This window comes from Oceaniglobus sp. K40-3 (genome assembly GCF_055808395.1).
Genome location: NZ_CM147868.1, coordinates 1,669,381 through 1,685,858, shown reverse-complemented (window position 1 = coordinate 1,685,858; position 16,478 = coordinate 1,669,381). Strand labels below are relative to the sequence as shown.

General features: G+C 61.6%; 11 protein-coding genes and 3 pseudogenes. 4 read left to right on the top strand and 10 right to left on the bottom strand.

Annotation, left to right across the window (positions count from 1 at the left end; genetic code table 11):
* The first annotated feature begins 43 nt into the window (after nt 1-43).
* Nucleotides 44-2,032: a cation:proton antiporter domain-containing protein gene (locus AC0L7P_RS08720; protein ID WP_473435345.1), complete on the top strand. Its 1,989-nt coding sequence runs from the start codon at nt 44-46 to the stop codon at nt 2,030-2,032.
* Between the two features lie 6 nt (nt 2,033-2,038).
* Here AC0L7P_RS08720 and cobT read toward each other — a convergent pair whose 3' ends face one another.
* Complete coding sequence (gene cobT, locus AC0L7P_RS08715) at nt 2,039-3,058, bottom strand: nicotinate-nucleotide--dimethylbenzimidazole phosphoribosyltransferase (protein WP_473435344.1); 1,020 nt, start codon at nt 3,056-3,058, stop codon at nt 2,039-2,041.
* Between the two features lie 79 nt (nt 3,059-3,137).
* Between cobT and AC0L7P_RS08710 the strand changes: the two are divergent.
* A pseudogene (locus AC0L7P_RS08710) lies at nt 3,138-3,901 on the top strand (adenosylcobinamide-GDP ribazoletransferase).
* On the opposite strand, the gene AC0L7P_RS08705 reads toward AC0L7P_RS08710, so the two are convergent.
* From AC0L7P_RS08705 to AC0L7P_RS08685, 5 genes are all read right to left on the bottom strand, one after another.
* Nucleotides 3,898-5,379, bottom strand: coding sequence for an inorganic phosphate transporter (locus AC0L7P_RS08705; protein ID WP_473435343.1), 1,482 nt, complete (start codon nt 5,377-5,379; stop codon nt 3,898-3,900). The pseudogene AC0L7P_RS08710 and the gene AC0L7P_RS08705 overlap by 4 nt on opposite strands.
* Before the next feature lie 85 nt (nt 5,380-5,464).
* Entirely contained in the window at nt 5,465-5,803 is a 339-nt protein-coding gene (locus tag AC0L7P_RS08700; protein WP_473435342.1) for an NUDIX hydrolase, read from the bottom strand.
* 309 nt (nt 5,804-6,112) lie between these two features.
* A complete protein-coding gene (locus tag AC0L7P_RS08695; protein ID WP_473435341.1) occupies nt 6,113-6,673 on the bottom strand; it encodes a calcium-binding protein in 561 nt (186 codons plus the stop codon).
* Nucleotides 6,663-7,976: a calcium-binding protein gene (locus AC0L7P_RS08690; protein WP_473435340.1), complete on the bottom strand. Its 1,314-nt coding sequence runs from the start codon at nt 7,974-7,976 to the stop codon at nt 6,663-6,665. Before AC0L7P_RS08690 ends, AC0L7P_RS08695 begins: the two co-directional genes overlap by 11 nt.
* Nucleotides 7,977-8,020: 44 nt before the next feature.
* The gene (locus AC0L7P_RS08685; protein WP_473435339.1) at nt 8,021-8,419 is read right to left on the bottom strand and encodes a hypothetical protein; all 399 of its coding nucleotides are present in this window, start codon (nt 8,417-8,419) and stop codon (nt 8,021-8,023) included.
* A gap of 439 nt (nt 8,420-8,858) precedes the next feature.
* Between AC0L7P_RS08685 and AC0L7P_RS08680 the strand changes: the two genes are divergently transcribed.
* The gene (locus AC0L7P_RS08680) at nt 8,859-10,226 is read left to right on the top strand and encodes a hypothetical protein (RefSeq protein WP_473435338.1); all 1,368 of its coding nucleotides are present in this window, start codon (nt 8,859-8,861) and stop codon (nt 10,224-10,226) included.
* Nucleotides 10,138-10,893 carry a COG3904 family protein gene (locus AC0L7P_RS08675; protein ID WP_473435337.1) on the top strand — a complete coding sequence of 252 codons (756 nt, stop codon included), beginning with the start codon at nt 10,138-10,140 and terminating at the stop codon, nt 10,891-10,893. Before AC0L7P_RS08680 ends, AC0L7P_RS08675 begins: the two co-directional genes overlap by 89 nt.
* Nucleotides 10,894-10,902: 9 nt before the next feature.
* Here the strand turns inward: AC0L7P_RS08675 and recN are convergent.
* The 4 genes and pseudogenes from recN to ftsZ all read right to left on the bottom strand — a co-directional run bounded on the left by recN (nt 10,903) and on the right by ftsZ (nt 16,343).
* Nucleotides 10,903-12,554, bottom strand: a pseudogene (gene recN / locus AC0L7P_RS08670) (DNA repair protein RecN).
* Between the two features lie 36 nt (nt 12,555-12,590).
* Nucleotides 12,591-13,380: pseudogene (locus AC0L7P_RS08665) on the bottom strand (outer membrane protein assembly factor BamD).
* A 162-nt stretch (nt 13,381-13,542) separates the two neighbouring features.
* On the bottom strand, nt 13,543-14,463 hold the full coding sequence (gene lpxC, locus AC0L7P_RS08660; RefSeq protein WP_473435336.1) for a UDP-3-O-acyl-N-acetylglucosamine deacetylase: 921 nt from the start codon (nt 14,461-14,463) through the stop codon (nt 13,543-13,545).
* A 224-nt stretch (nt 14,464-14,687) separates the two neighbouring features.
* The gene (gene ftsZ, locus AC0L7P_RS08655; protein WP_473435335.1) at nt 14,688-16,343 is read right to left on the bottom strand and encodes a cell division protein FtsZ; all 1,656 of its coding nucleotides are present in this window, start codon (nt 16,341-16,343) and stop codon (nt 14,688-14,690) included.
* Nucleotides 16,344-16,478 lie beyond the last annotated feature (135 nt).

Sequence of the window (16,478 nt, the reverse complement as noted above, 5' to 3'; positions counted from 1 at the left end):
CAACCTGAACCGCACCTTCACCCCTGCCCCACCCGGAGACATTATGGAATCCTTTCTTTACCAAGCGACGATCTATCTCGGGGCGGCGGTGATCGCGGTGCCACTGGCGGCGCGGCTGGGGCTTGGGTCGGTGTTGGGGTATCTGGCGGCGGGTATTTTCATCGGCCCGGTTGTCGGGCTGGTGGGCAGCGAAACCGCCGATCTTCAGCATTTCGCCGAATTCGGTGTGGTGATGATGCTGTTTGTCATCGGGCTGGAGCTGGAGCCAAAGGCGCTTTGGGGGATGCGCCACCGTCTTTTGGGGTTGGGCGGGTTGCAGGTGACGGTAACCATGGCGTTGGTGGCAACAGGCGCGGTGATGTTGCTGGGTCTGCCGGTATCGCAGGGGATCGCCATCGGCATGATCTTTGCCCTGTCGTCCACCGCCATCGTGTTGCAAACCCTGTCGGAAAAGGGGCTGATGCAAACGCCGGGGGGCCGGTCATCGTTTTCGGTGCTGCTGACGCAGGACATCGCAGTGATCCCGATGCTGGCGCTGTTGCCGTTGCTGGCCATTGGCGGGCTGAACGCAGGGCATCAAGTCGACACCCACGCCACCGCCCCCACGGAACAGACCACGCCCCATGGCGGCCCCGAGCATGACATTGAAAGCGCCGCTGCCCTTGTCGAACAGGCCGGCGACACCACCGAGGCGATGACATCAGGCACCCCCGTCAAAGCCGCCGAAGCGGCAATGACCCTGGTACAAAGCCTGCCCGGCTGGGGCATCACCCTTGTCACCGTTGCGGCCATCGGTCTGATCATCCTGTTCGGTGCCTATGCCACGCGCCCGATCTTTTACTTCATCCACCGCGCACATCTGCGCGAACTCTATGTGGCGCTGGCGCTTTTGATCGTGATTTCCATCGCCTTTGTCATGACATTGGTTGGCCTGTCGCCGGCCCTTGGCACCTTTCTGGCCGGTGTCGTACTGGCCAACTCGGAATTCCGCCATCAGTTGGAATCCGACATCGACCCGTTCAAGGGCCTGCTTTTGGGGTTGTTTTTCATCACCGTGGGGGCCGGGATCAATTTTCACACCTTCTTTGCCGCGCCTTTCACCCTTTTGGGGCTGACGCTGGGGGTTATGGCGGTCAAGGGGGTGGTGCTGTACCTGCTGACGCTGATCTTTCGGATCCGGGGGCGCGATCGCTGGTTGTTTACTCTTGGTCTGGCACAGGCCGGTGAATTCGGCTTTGTTCTGGTGTCCTTCGCGCTCAGCACCGATGTGTTGCCCGTAGATCTGGCCGAAAAGCTGTTGCTGGTGGTGGCCCTGTCGATGTTGCTGACACCGCTGTTTTTCATTCTGTACGAGCGGCTCTCGCTGCGGATGGTGGAAACGGCCGAGACGCCGGAACACGACACCATCGACGATCAGCAGCCAATCATCATCGCGGGAATCGGCCGGTTCGGGCAGGTGGTCAACCGGATGATGCAGATGACCGGCTTTGGCACCACGGTGATCGACAACAATCTGGAAACCATCCAGTTGATGCGCAAATTCGGGTTCAAGGGGTTTTTCGGTGATCCGACCCGCCCCGAGTTGCTTCACGCGGCCGGTCTGGACAGTGCAAGGGTGCTGGTGGTGGCGCTTGATGATCGCAACGCGGCGTTGAAACTGATCCGCTATGCCCGCAAGGCGCGCCCCGACATCCACATTGTCGCCCGCGCCTATGACCGGGTGCATACCTATGAAATGTATGCCGCAGGCGCCAATGACATCGTGCGGGAATTGTTCGACAGTTCCCTGCGCGCCGGGCGCTATGTGTTCGAGCAAATGGGAATCAACGATTACGACGCAAAAGAGCTGGAACACGAGTTTTTCAAGCTCGACCGCAGCGCCCTGCGTGAATTGGCCCAATTGTGGCTGCCCGGCGTACCGCTTGATCGCAACCCCGCCTATGTGGCGCGGGCGCGCGATCTGAACAAGGAATTGGAAACCGCCCTCGTGCGCCGTGCCGATACGGAAAAACGCACCGGCACGGATGATTAAGCAGGGTTAACCGTCGGACACGCCCGCTTCGGCAAAGGTGGCCATGCCCGAATGGCAGGCCACCGCGCCCTGCACCACGGCAATGGCCAGCGCGGCCCCCGACCCTTCGCCCAGCCGAAGCCCCAGCGACAACAGCGGCGCCTTGCCCAGCCGGTCCAGCAACGGCCCATGGGCGCCCTCGGCCGAAACATGGCCCGCGATACAGTGATCCAGCGCACCGGCACCGACCACGGCCAAGGGGGCAACGGCGGCGCAGCAAATGAACCCGTCCAATATCACCGGAATGCCCAGCATTCTGGCCCGCAGAACGGCCCCTGCCATTGCCGCCATTTCCCGCCCGCCCAATGCGGCCAAAACCGCCAGAGGATCGCCCAGTACCGCGCGATGACGCGCCAATCCGGCCTCGACAATGGCGATCTTGGCTTTCAGGGCCTCTCCCTCCACACCCGATCCGGCACCCGTCCAATCCTGCGCGCTGCCCCCGTACAGCGCCGTGCAGACCGCCGCCGCTGCCGTGGTGTTGCCGATGCCCATTTCACCGACAACCAAAAGATCGCTGGCCGGATCGACCGCATCCCAACCGCAATGCAGGGCGGTCAGGCATTCGGCCTCGTCCATGGCGGGGCCTTGGGTGAAATCCGCCGTGGGGCGGTCAAGCTCCAGCGCGTGAACATCCATCCGCGCCCCGAAACAGCGCGACAATTGGTTGATCGCAGCGCCACCTGCCTTGAAATTCGCCACCATCTGCACTGTCACCTCGGGCGGAAAGGCCGATACCCCGCGCGCCGCAACCCCGTGATTTCCAGCAAAAACAATCACCTGTGGCGCGCTGACCCGGGGGCGTGCATCGCCGCGCCAGCCCGCATACCAGATCGCCAGATCCTCAAGCTGGCCCAGGGCGCCGGGGGGTTTGGTCAACTGCCCGTTGCGGTCATGGGCACCGGCCAGCGCGACGGTATCGGGGGCCGGAAGATGCGACAGGATCGCGCGGATTTCGGAAAAGGTGGTAAAGGGGGTGCTGGTCATGTCTTCTGCCTCGTTGATCTGTCTCGCCCCCTGTTTAACCATCGACCCGACAGGCGAAAGCGGCAAATAAGGTGATCCGATGCGCAACTCCGACAAACCACAGCTTGCCGATCTGGCCGCCGCCCTCGGATTGCTCAGCCGCCTGCCGGTGCCCGTTGACACCGCCCATGCCACCGCGCGGGGCGCAAGGGCCGCGTGGGCCTGGCCCGTGGCGGGCGCGGTGCTGGGGGGCTGGCGGGGTTGGTGGGGTTTGTCGCGCTTTGGCTTGGCCTGCCCACAGCCATGGCGGCGGGGCTTGCCCTTGGCGTGGGGCCGGTCGTTACCGGGTGCATGCACGAAGATGGACTGGCCGATTCCGCCGATGGTCTTTGGGGGGGCTGGACCCGCGAGCGCCGCCTTGAAATCATGAAAGACAGCCATATCGGAACTTACGGCGTGGTCGCGGTTGCCCTGTCCCTTGGGTTGCGCTGGTCGGCCATTGCGGCGCTGTTTGGCGCCGGGCATGTGGTGCTGCCGCTGGTGGCCGCCGCCGCCCTGTCGCGGTTGCCCATGGTGGTGATCGCCTCGGCGCTGCCCAATGCCCGGCCTGCGGGCCTGTCGGCCAAAGTGGGGCGCCCGACGACAGTGACCGCCAGTTTTGCCGCCCTCGCCGCGGTGCTGATCGCCCTGCCCGCCCTTGGCGCTGCCATCCTGCCGGTGATTTTGGCCATCACCCTGACCGCCCTTGGCGTGGCCGCGTTGGCGCGTGCCAGGATCGGCGGGCAGACCGGTGATATTCTGGGCGCAAGCCAACAGCTTTGCGATATCGCCGCGCTGGCCTGCCTTGCGGCCTTGCTCGGCTAGCCCATGGCCGAATTGATCACATAGAAAATCGTCGCAGACAGGATCGCGGCGGCGGGAACGGTGATGATCCATGCGGCAATGATTGTCATGAAGTGCGACCGGCGCACCAGTTTCCGGCGGCGCCGTTCCTCGGGTGCAAAGATTGCGCGTTCGGGCATGGCCAGGCGCGCCTTGCGAATCCGGCGTTCCGCATCCCATTCGCGGAAAAACCCGACGCCGAACACCCCCACGGCGATATGGGTTGAACTGACCGGCAGGCCCAGCCAACTGGCCAGAATCACGGTGGTGGCCGCCGACAGGGCCACGCAATAGGCGCGCATTGGGTTCAGCTTGGTGATCTGCCCGCCCACCATGCGGATCAGTTTCGGCCCGAACAGGAACAGGCCAAAGGAAATCCCGAAGGCGCCAATCACCATGACCCAATAGGGAATGCGAACCGCATCGGCAAAATCACCCGACAACGACGCCTGCACGATCGCCGCCAATGGCCCAACTGCGTTGGCCACATCATTGGCCCCGTGGGCAAAACTGAGCAGCGCCGCAGACACCACCAGCGGAATGCCAAACAGCACCTTGAGCGATTTATTCCGGTTCTCAAGCCCCTGAGATTGCTTGCGGATCGCCGGAATCATCACCAGCCAGACCACGATGCCGACAGCGACACCGACCATCACCGCCGCCGACAGATCAAGGTGGATGATCTGTTTCAGCCCTTTCAGCACAAGATAGGTGGCAAACGTACCGGCCATAAGCCCCACAAGCGCCGGCACCCAAGTGCGCGCAGCGGCGATTTTATCATCGCGGTAGATGATCCGCGATTTGATCAGCGCCAGAAACAACGCGGCAACCACCCCGCCAAGGATTGGCGAAATCACCCAACTGGCCGCGATCGTGCCCATGGTGGGCCAGTTCACGGCGCCAAAACCCGCCGCCGCGATACCGGCCCCCATAACGCCGCCGACCACGGAATGGGTGGTCGAAACCGGCGCACCGATCCATGTGGCAAGGTTCACCCACAGCGCAGCCGACAAAAGGGCGGCCATCATCGCCCAGATAAAGACGGATGCCGTTCCCATGCTTTCGGGCGCAATGATGCCCTTGGCGATGGTGGAAACCACATCGCCGCCCGCGATCAGCGCGCCGGCGCTTTCGAATACCACGGCAATGGCAATGGCCCCGCCCATGCTCAGCGCATTCGCCCCCACCGCCGGCCCCATGTTATTGGCCACGTCATTGGCGCCGATGTTCAGGGCCATATAGGCGCCAAGACAGGCGGCAATCACAACGATAAGGGAATTGTTCGTCTCGCCAAAGAACACCATGGCGGCAATGCCCGCCAGCAGGACAAAGACAAGGGAAATTCCCGGCCCGACCAGCGGACGCGACGCATAGCTGGTGGCCAGTTCAACGTTGGAATAGCGCGCAAGGTCACGATCCAGCGTATCAAGGTGGCGCGGGTCGCCCTGTTCTTCTGCCATAGTGTTCGTCCCCTCGGTTCGAAAAGAGGACTAGCCCTGTGCGACCGGAAAAATCAACCGCACAACGCAGGCCGGGAAAAATTACTTACTGATGCCTGCGGAAAATCGTTTTCAGCTCCGATTCATGGACCATCTCGGCGGCAGCCTCGGCCCTGACCCATTTACGGGTGCGTTCATGGGCCTCGGGGAAATCTTCGGACAGGTCTTGCACCGCCACGGAATACACCAGCGTTTCCACCGGAATTTCCCAGCCCGCCGATTGCCGTTTGCGATAGGTATAACTGCCAACCGGGTCTTTCGTGGCTTTGCTGTTGCGAACGCCGGCCTCTTCCCAGGCTTCCTGCAAGGCGGCTTCGTTGGAATTAAGCCCGCGGATCGGCCAGCCTTTGGGAATGATCCAACGGGCGGTATCGCGGCTGGTCACCAACAGAAATTCCTTATTCCCCCCTCGCCACGATGGCACAGGGCGGCGACTTGCAACCGTTTCGGGCGTCGCAACATCGGGCCCAGGAACGAATCCCAGACGGTTTGAAGGGCGGCATTCATAACAGGACCACTCGATATTTTTTTCTTATGTCAGCAATATATAGGGTGCCGCTGCGGAAATTACAATTTTCATTCCGTCAATTCCGTCACAGGTGTTTGACAATACGCTGCACCAATCAGAGACGACAGCACAGACCACGGCCAGCGTGAAAAGGCATTTCCGCGCTGGCCGTGAAAATAGACGCCCCTAAAGAATGAAATCGCCCGCTGCCACGGATGGCGCGCCATGCAGTTCTATGGCGAAATCCCCCACACCGTCGCCGTTGACATCGCCCACAACAAAACTGACCCATCCATTGTCTAAATAGCGCAATTGCGCGCCACCACTAAATGCCGCGTCACCAATGAACGTCAGGTTCATGGTATCGAGGTTGATCTTGTCTATCCCGGTTTTAAAATCCATGATCTCGTCACGCGTCGCGCCGATACCGGCCTGTTGGGCGCTGTTGAACACAAACACGTCGGCGCCGCTGCCCCCTACGATCACATCACGCCCGGTTCCGGCAAACACCGTATCATTGCCCATGCCGCCATAGATTGTGTTCGCTCCGGCCCCTGCGGTGATCTGATCGTCCCCCCCGTCACCGTTGGCATAATCATTGCCGTGCCCCATGAAAATCAGATCGTCGCCGTTATCCCCATACAGAATATCATTGCCTGCACCGCCAACCAAAAGGTCGTCACCCCCGGCCCCCAATATATTGTCATTGCCGCCGTTACCCCAGAGTTCCTTGTCGTCAATACCCACGCCGCAGAATCGTATCGTTGCCCGTGCCGCCCTGAACCGTGTCTTCGCCCAGACCTGTATAAATCAGGTTTGCACCTGCCGATCCATAAATCAGATCATTGCCATTTCCGCCGCCAATCAGATCATTGCCTAATCCGCCATAGATCGTGTCGTCACCACCGTTGCCCCGCAGGGTATCACTGCCTGCGCCGCCGCCCATGAAGTCGCCGCCACTGCCGCCGGACACATCATCCTCACCCGCGTTGCCCAACAGAACGTTCCGCCCGTCACCGCCACCATAGATCGTGTCATTGCCGCTGCCGCCCTGCACGGTATCGTTGCCCAGACCACCATAAATGGTGTTGGATCCGCCAAGCACGGTAATGCGGTCATTGCCCGTTCCACCGCCGATGTAATCATCGCCCGACCCTGCCGTGATCACATCATTGCCGGCGTCGCCCAGAACAGTGTTGTTCCCATCCCCCGCAACGAGTGTATCATTGCCGCCGTAGCCGCGCAGATCGTCAGGGCCATCATCGCCTTCGATATACTGCGCCTCTTCCGGGTCTGGCACATGCACAGAATACGGAATTAGGGTGCCGATGCCATAATAATCAGACAGCAGCGTAAACGATCCATCCGCCTCCATCCGGTAGAGGTTTTCCTGATCAAGGTCGGTCCCCCCATAGCCATCGTCCACCAGACGCCCGCCTTCGAAATAAAGGGCGCCATTGTGAACCGTCAGATGTTCCACCGTGTCATAGGCAAACCCCGGAATATCAAACAGGGTTTCGAACGTTCCATCCGCGTTAAGCCGCGCAAGCACCCGCCCCCCACCATTTCCGCTGATCGCGGCATATATTTCACCGTCAAGTTCAACAACCTCCCACAAGAAGTGAGGTATTCCCAGCGTCGTGAACAGATTGTCGCCCAAGGTTCCGTCAGGCGAAAGTGGGTACAGCCCCTTTTGTGCATGCAGATACAACTGCCCATCAAACACCTTGAAGGCTGTGGGCCGAATAAGGGGCAGTGACGGGAGTTCAACTGCATTCCCGGTCGGCGTGTCAAACCGGAACATCCGGGACACCTCACTGCTGTAGCCGACTGTCGTGACGAAAAGACTGCCATCATGGACAATCATGTCCATGACCTCACCCGAGGAAGTGATATTCAGCGCCGGTTCAACAGTCCCGTCGGGCAATCGACGCCATATTTCTGACGTGCCAAGCGGGGTTTGCTGATCCGCCACAAAATACACTGCTCCATCAAACCCGGTGACGATGCCAATGGCCCCCAAGGCAAAGGGGCGGGAAAAGCCCGTCAACTGAGTTGAGTCCAGATTTTCATCGAACCTCATGTACTGACCGATCACCTCATGAAAATTGGCGTAGAGGCTTCCATCGATGACTGCCACACTGTCGGATTGACCACTTTGTATCCGGCCCGGCACTTCACGAGCGATCGGGTCAAATCGGCCATCGTCATGGACCTGCGCGATATAAGTGTCAGACCCGGTATATTGCCCGCCCGTAAAATGTGTTCCGTTCCAGAAATACGTAAGCGCACCATCAAAAACCGCCCAGCCCAATTCATCAAGGGCAAGCGATCCCCCTCATCCGCTGTGAACAATGGGTCCACAACGCGAGAGGGGGCCATGATCTCGACCACGGTATCGTCACTGGTCACGCCATAAAGTTGGGCGGAATTTGTGCTGTAATTCGGGCCAAGGGCGGTAAAGAAAAATTCGATATCTTGCGAGATGTTCATTTTATGACTCCCCAATAAATCAAATCAGAATACCCGGTATTTTTACTTTGACAATAATTTGAATCACGTCAGCCGGGCATCTGCGGCAGCGGTGAAACCGCCTTTAAAAAATTGCGCCCCGGGCGATCCGGCCTTGTCGAAGGCGCGGGGCGCGCCTATCTTTGGGGCTGCGGCGGGTTCTGGCCTTTTCGTGCCGGGGTAAAATCTGGTGGCCTTAATCAATTTCGAGGGAGCTGGCTCTGGCTGGATCGTGGTCCTGCTACCTGGTGCCCACCTGTACATACAGGCTCTCGAGATTTAACACCCTGACGGTCGTGCTGGTCCCGTCGCGCCTTGGTTCCATCGGCATTCCATCGCCCCGGCGGCCCGGGTTTACCATCTGGGCTTGGGAAATGCCCGCAACCGCCCCATATTGCATGGAAGGTCAAGGGGATGGGTGATGGACACGGATCGTAACATGAGCCGCGCCGAGGCGCAGGGGGTGCGGTATGCCCGCGAACTTGAGGGGCATCTGAGCTGGCTCGATACGTTTTCCGGGGCCGCTTTGGGGGTTCTGGCAGCGGCATCGGGGATTTACACCTATCTCGGGGTTTCATCGCTCTTGGACAGTGACGGCGCGCTCAGCGTCTTTGCCGCACTCGCCTATTCCATCGCCGTATCGGTCGGGATTTTCGTGTTCTGGTCCTATCTCATGCGCCTGCTGCCTGCGGTGCGTACTGCGGGCGCGCGTTTGGGCCTGCTTGGCTCGATGGTTCTGGGGTCGCTGGCGATCATTGCCATGTCATCCTGGTTGAACGCGGCGGCCTTGGCCGGGGCGGCGGCGGTTGAACAACATCTGGCGCGCACGGTGCAGCAATATCAGGGCGCGCTAGAGCGGGCCAATGCCATCGCCGTTGCGGCGCAGGGGTTGCAGCGGGATGTCGCCCGGGTGCGCCAGAGCTTTGAGGATCTGAGCCAGCAGGAAGCCACCGGCGATCTGTCAGGCTTTGCCGGGCGCGGCGCGGTGTTTCGCATCCTGCGCCAGAAATCCGAGGAACTGACCGGGCTGGAAACCCAGATCGCCAGTCAGGAGCCGCTGATCGCCCAGGATTTCACCACTGGCAACGAAATCCTGTCCCGGATGCGGTCGCTCACCGTTGAACCCGGCCCGGTCGAGGCCCGCTCGGTCGAATTTTCCGAAGAAGCGGTGCGTCTGGCCGGTATCATCACCCGGTTGCGCCAGCTTTCGGTGGCGCCGCTGGTTGCGCGGGCGGCCTCTGATCTGTCGGCCTCGGTGGTGCTGCCCCGGCTGGACGGGTCCAGCGCCGATATTCAGGCCGGTCAACAGGCCACCATTGATTCCGTGCTGTCGTTGCTGGGCCAGAGGGCCGATACCCTGCGCGCCGCCGCCGAAGCGGTCAGCGCCATGTCCCCCCCGCCTGACATCACCTACACCCCAATTTCCACCGCCGATGCGGTGATCCGCTATGCCGGAAATTTCATTCCCTCATGGGCAGGGGCCATTGCCATTGATCTGTTGCCTGCGGTGCTGGTGTTCATCCTGATGATCACCCAGGCCGCCATCCGTTCCGGGCGCGATGGAGTCGCCATGGAACAAACGATGACCCTGGCCGAATTGCGCGCCGCCCTGGCCGCCGCGCGGGAAATGGAATTGACGTTGGAGCGCGACACCCAAACGCCCCCGCACACAGGCCCCGCCCCCTGCGTGAACCGGCCGAATGAAACTGGGCGGCGTGACACCGGGCGCGATGATCAAGGGCATTCTCGGGCTGCAACTGGGAATGGCGGCGCTGATGTTTGGCGCTGATCTTCTGGATGGCTGGCAAGGGTTGTCTTTTGCCCCCGCCGCGCCGCAATTGGAAACCCCGGTCAGCCCCGGCGATCAGACCCGCCGCTATCGCCCCGGCGATCTGCCCCAAGGCCCCGCCAACCGCCCTTTTCCGCCCCCCGCCGACCTGCCCAAACGCCTGATGTTTCAGACCACTGGCGACGTTCTGCGCATCACAGGCACCATCGCCCCCGGCGACGGTGTACGTTTCACCAAATGGCTGTCCGAGGCGGATGATCCCCCCACCACAGTGTCGCTCAACAGCCCCGGTGGGTCGGTGTCCGATGCGCTGGAAATTGGTCACGCGTTGCGCGGGGCGGGGTTCAACACCGAACTGACCGCGGGTGACATCTGCCTGTCGGCCTGCCCCTATATTCTGGCGGCCGGGGTTGTGCGCACGGTGGATAGCGATGGCTATGTCGGGGTTCACCAGCATTATTTCGGCGAAAACACGGTGTTGCCCGCCTTTATGGCTGTCGAGGATATTCAGCGCGGTCAGGGGCGGGTGATGGAATACCTTGCCGAAATGGGCGTCGATCCCCTGCTCATGCGCCACGCGCTGATCACCCCACCGGACGAGATTTACATCTTCCTGCCCGAGGAATTGGAGCGTTACCGGATCGTGACCACGGCCTCTGAACGCTGAGCCGCCGATTTACCCGGTCAGCAGCTTTGCCGCCGCGCCGCGCGCCTCTTGCGTCACGATATCCCCGGACAGCATCCGCGCAATTTCATCCACCCGCTGCGCGGCGTTCAACGGCACCACGTTTGACGTGGTCACGTCGCCGCTGACCGATTTTTCCACCCGCCAATGGTGCTGCCCCAAAGCCGCCACCTGCGGCGAATGGGTGACGACCAAAACCTGCTGCCCCTCGGCCAGTGACGACAGACGCCGGCCCACGGCATCGGCGGTGGCACCGCCCACGCCCCGGTCAATTTCATCAAAAATTAATGTCAGGCCGGTATCACTGCGGGTGAGACACACCTTGAGCGCGAGGAGGAAACGCGACAATTCACCGCCAGATGCGATTTTTCCCAGTGGCCCGGCGGGGGCGCCCGGGTTGGTCGCCACGGTAAAATCAACGCTGTCACTACCGTCCGGCCCCGGATCGACCGGGGTGATACGGGTGGCAAACACCGCCCGCTCCATCTTGAGCGGGGTCAGCTCCGCTGACATCGCCAGATCAAGACGCTTGGCCGCCTCAATGCGCAATTCGCTCAGGCGGGTTGCGGCGGCGTGGTATTCGGCCTCGGCTTTGGTGACAGCAGTGCCAAGGCGCGACAGGTCGGCCTCGCCGGCATCAAGCGCCGCAAGACGGCTGCGCAGCCCATCGGCAAAGGAGGAAAGATCATCAGGCAGAACCCCGTGTTTGCGCGCCATCCCCCGGATGGCAAACAGACGTTCTTCCGTAATCTCAAGGGTATGCTGATCGAAATCAAGCGCTTCAAGACAGGCCAGCACCCCCTGTTCGGCCTCGGCCAGTTCATTCAGTGCGCGGCCCAGACTTTCCAACGGCGCGTCAAGCAGGCCGTCGGATTGCGCGGCGGCACCGTCAAGCCAACGCATGGCGTCGGTCATCTGCCCCTCGGCGCCATCCGCCCCAAGGGCACGCACCGCACTCAGCACGCCATCGCGAGATCCGCTCGGCACCCTGCATCTTGCGCCGGGCTTCATCCAGCGCGGCTTCTTCGCCCGGTTCCGGCGCCAAAATGTCAAATTCGTCCACCGCGTGGCGCAGAAATTCTTCTTCGGCGCGAATTGCCGCAATCGCGCTCTGTGCCTGATCCAACGCCTTGCGCGCCGCGCGCCACCCGGCCCAGGCAGCGCGCGTGGCCGCAAGGGGCAAATCAGCGCCCGCGAACTGATCGAGCAGCGCCATATGACCGCGCGGGTTCAGCAGCCCACGGTCATCATGCTGTCCGTGCAGTTCAACCAACGTATCGGACAGTGCGCGCAGCACCTCGCCGCTGGTCCGGCGGTCGTTGACAAATGCCGTCTTGCGCCCTTCGGCGGTGTTGATGCGGCGCAGAATCAATTCATCCGTGACGGGAAACCCCGCCTCTTCCAGCACCGCGCGGGCCGGGTGCTGGGGCGACAGATCGAACCACGCCGTCACCTCGCCCTGGCTGGCGCCCTGGCGCACCAATTCGGCCCGGCCCCGCCAGCCCAAAACAAAGCCCAGCGAGATCCAGCAAGATAGATTTGCCCGCCCCGGTTTCACCGGTCAACACGTTCAGGCCCGGCTGAAACATAAGTTCCAGCCGGTCAATCAACAGCATGTCCCTGATATCCAGACCGCGCAGCATGTTCAGATCACCTGTCGGGGCCGTCGTGCCCCGAAATCACAACCATTCGCCCTTGATGACCTGCCGATAAATATCACGCAGCCAGCTTTTTCCAGACGGCTCCAACGTGAGCCCCTGCCCCGTCAGCAAGGCAAAACTGTCCTCGTACCAAGGGGTAGACCGGAAGTTGTGACCAAGGATCGCGCCCGCCGTGCGCGCCTCATCCTGAAGGCCAAGCGAAAGATATGCCTCGACCAGCCGGTGCAGCGCCTCGGGGGTGTGGGTCGTGGTCTGGAATTGCTCAACCACCACCCGGAACCGGTTGATCGCGGCGGCATAATTCTTGCGCTTGAGATAATAGCGCCCGATCTCCATTTCCTTGGCGGCCAGATGGTTGAACGCCAGATCGAATTTCAGGATCGCCGAGCGGGCATATTCGCTGTCGGGGTATCTCTCGATCACCACGCGCAGGGCCTGAAGCGCCTGAAAGGTCAGCCCCTGATCGCGGCCCACATCATCAATCTGATCGTAATAGGACAGCGCCATGAGATATTGCGCATAGGCCGCATCCTCATCCGCCGGGTAAAAATCAAGGAACCGCTGGGCCGCACCGCGGGCAGATCTCGTAATCCTTGTCACGGTGATAGGCAAAAGCCTGCATGATCAACGCGCGTTTGGCCCAGTCGGAATAAGGGTAGAGCCGCTCGACTTCACCGAAATACCGCGCCGCCTCATCGGGCTTGCGCGATTCCAGCTCAAATTCGGCGCGTTTATAGATATCTTCGGCGGAAAAGCTCTCAAGCGGCTGTTCACGGCTGGAAAATCCATCGCCACACGCGCCCAACATCAATGCGGCAACCATTACGGCGGCAAGGGGCCTGTGCCTGACCGGGAAGAATTTCATGCCATTTACCTCCGACGCCGCCCTTGTTTCGACAGGGGCGTTCCCACTCTTACGGGGTGGTCTAGCATATTAAAAGTCGGGGCAAAACGCCTTTGCGCGCCAAATTTACTGGGCGCGTGGTGCATCTGTGCGCGACAGCCCCGCACCGGGCAGGCGCGCCTCCATCGGGGCGTCGCAAATCACCATCCGGCAGGCACCCGCGCGCGCAAACAAGGCCCGCAACAGGGCGTTAGTCATGGCGTGGCCCGCACGATACCCGGTGTAGCGCGCCAACAGCGGCGCCCCGGCCAGCGCAAGATCACCCAAGGCATCCAGCATCTTGTGGCGCACCGCCTCATCCCGGTGGCGCAGACCGCCCGGCGAAAGAACATCGGCCCCGTCAACCACCACCGCATTGTCCAGCGTCCCCCCCAGCGCCAACCCCTGGGCGCGCATGGCGTCCACGTCGGATTGACGGCAAAACGTGCGGCTGTCGCACAATTCATGCACAAAGGTGCCATTGGCCATGTTCAGGGTTTTATCCTGCACACCGATCGCCGCGTCGGGAAAGCTGATGTGAAAATCCATCTCAAGGGATTGCGCCGGGGTCAGGCGGGCAAAGGCATCACCGTTGCGCACCTCGACCGTTTCAAGCACCTGAAGCGCGCGCACCGGCACCTCAAGCCGCCGCAGGCCGCGGGCCAGAATCCCGGCAACGAAGGGTGCCGACGACCCGTCAAGAATCGGAACTTCGGGGCCGTCGATTTCGATCAGCAGGTTCTGGATGCCACACCCTGCAACAGCCGCCATGACATGTTCGATGGTCGAAACAGTCACGCCCTGCCCATTGGTGATCCGGGTACACAATTGCGATGGCATCACCGCATCCCAATGGGCCGGGATCAGGGTGTTGCCTGTTGTGATGTCGGTCCGGCGAAACCAGATGCCGAATTCGGCGGCGGCGGGGCGCAGGGTCATACGGACGGGTTGACCGGAATGCAGGCCAAGCCCTGTGAAGGTCACGGGTGACTTCAATGTGGTTTGCATGATCTGCCTCGTCTTTAGGTGTCGCCGATGCCAGGCCCGGTCGTTACAGAGAGCTAATCACACTGTGCGATGCAGACAATTCAATCTTTGTAACGGTCTGAAACATGCCATCGCGAAAAGGGCGGGATTTCGCCGCAATCCTGCGAAAACGACAGTAATCATCTGATAAAAAAAGAAAAAGGCCAGCGCAGGCTGGCCTTTCCTTTTCGAATTGTGACCCAGCGTCAGTTGGCTTGACGCCGCAGGAAGGCGGGAATTTCGATCCGTTCCTGATCGGGCGACATATCCTGAGGCTCTTCCTGGCGGCTGACCTGGGGTTGTTCGCGGCGCACGGCGGGCTGGGCGGCGGGGCGTTCGGCGCCCCCTTCCTGATGGCCGGTCATGCGATTGATCAGCGAATTGATGCCAAAGCGCGGACGATCAACACCCGCGGGGGCTGCCGGACGCGGCGCGCCTGACGCGGCCGACGGTGCCGGGCGCTGCTGGCCGGCCTGTCCTGGCGCACGCTGAACCGCAGCCTGAAGCCGTGCCATCGCCTCGGGCGAAGGGGCGCCGGGTTTGGGGGCGCGGGGGGCAACAAAAGCCTCGGCGGGGGTTTCATCACGGGGCTGGAACGCGGCCGGCGCTTGCGGACGATAGGCCGGGGGCGGCACATCGTCCTGCCCGTTGTCGCCGAACAGATCCCGGTCATCGGCCCGTTCAGCAGGCCGGTTCATGTCGGCGAAGAAATCGTCGACGTCTTCCTCGACCGGCTCTGGTTCGGCCACGCGGGCAACTTCGGGCATCGGGGCCGGTTGCGGCGCAGGAGTCGGGCGCGGTGCGGGTGCCGGTGCTGCGGCTTCTTCCATGGTCGTCGCGTTGCGCAGCGGTTCCGCCATGCGGCGGCGCGGCACGGGGATGTCGTGAACCGCTTCGCTGGCGTCGATGCCGGTGGCGACAACCGAAACCCGCATGCGGCCTTCCATCATCTCGTCCAGCGTGCTGCCGACGATGATGTTTGCCTCGGGGTCCACTTCCTCGCGGATGCGGTTGGCGGCTTCGTCCAGTTCAAACAGGGTCAGGTCATGGCCACCCGTGACATTGATCAGCACGCCCTTGGCACCGCGCAGCGAGATTTCGTCAAGCAGCGGGTTGGCAATGGCCTTTTCGGCGGCCTGGATGGCGCGGTCCTCGCCGTCGCCTTCGCCGGTGCCCATCATCGCCTTGCCCATTTCGTCCATCACGGCGCGGACATCGGCAAAGTCGAGGTTGATAAGGCCGGGGCGGACCATCAGGTCAGTCACGCCTTTCACGCCCTGATACAACACGTCATCAGCCATGGAGAAGGCTTCGGTAAATGTGGTTTTTTCGTTGGCCAGACGGAACAGGTTCTGGTTGGGAATGATGATCAGCGTGTCGACCATTTTCTGAAGAGCCTCAACACCCTCCTCGGCCTGCTTCATCCGCTTGGAGCCTTCGAACTGAAACGGCTTGGTCACGACCCCAACGGTCAGAACACCCAGTTCGCGGGCGGCCTGCGCGATGATCGGCGCGGCGCCGGTTCCGGTGCCCCCGCCCATACCGGCAGTGATGAAACACATATGCGCCCCGGCCAGATGATCGACGATCTGTTCGATGCTTTCCTCGGCGGCGGCAGCGCCCACTGAGGGGCGCGCACCGGCACCCAGACCTTCGGTCACTTTCACACCCATCTGCACCTTGGCCGGTGCGGTGGATTGCTGCAACGCCTGCGCGTCGGTGTTGGCCACCACGAACTCGACCCCGTCAAGCTGTTTGGCGATCATGTTGTTTACGGCATTGCCGCCTGCCCCACCGACACCGAACACGGTGATCCGCGGCTTGAGTTCTTCTTGCTGGGGCATCATGAGGTTGAGTGTCATCTGGTCTGTCCGCCTGTTCTGATCCCGTTATCCGGGGTTTGCTGCCGTCGTTTTCAGTGATTCTAACGGCTCCCCCCGCCTCGTCACCCAAAAAACATCTTTTTACCACAAAATATGGCCAATTTTTTACGGTTC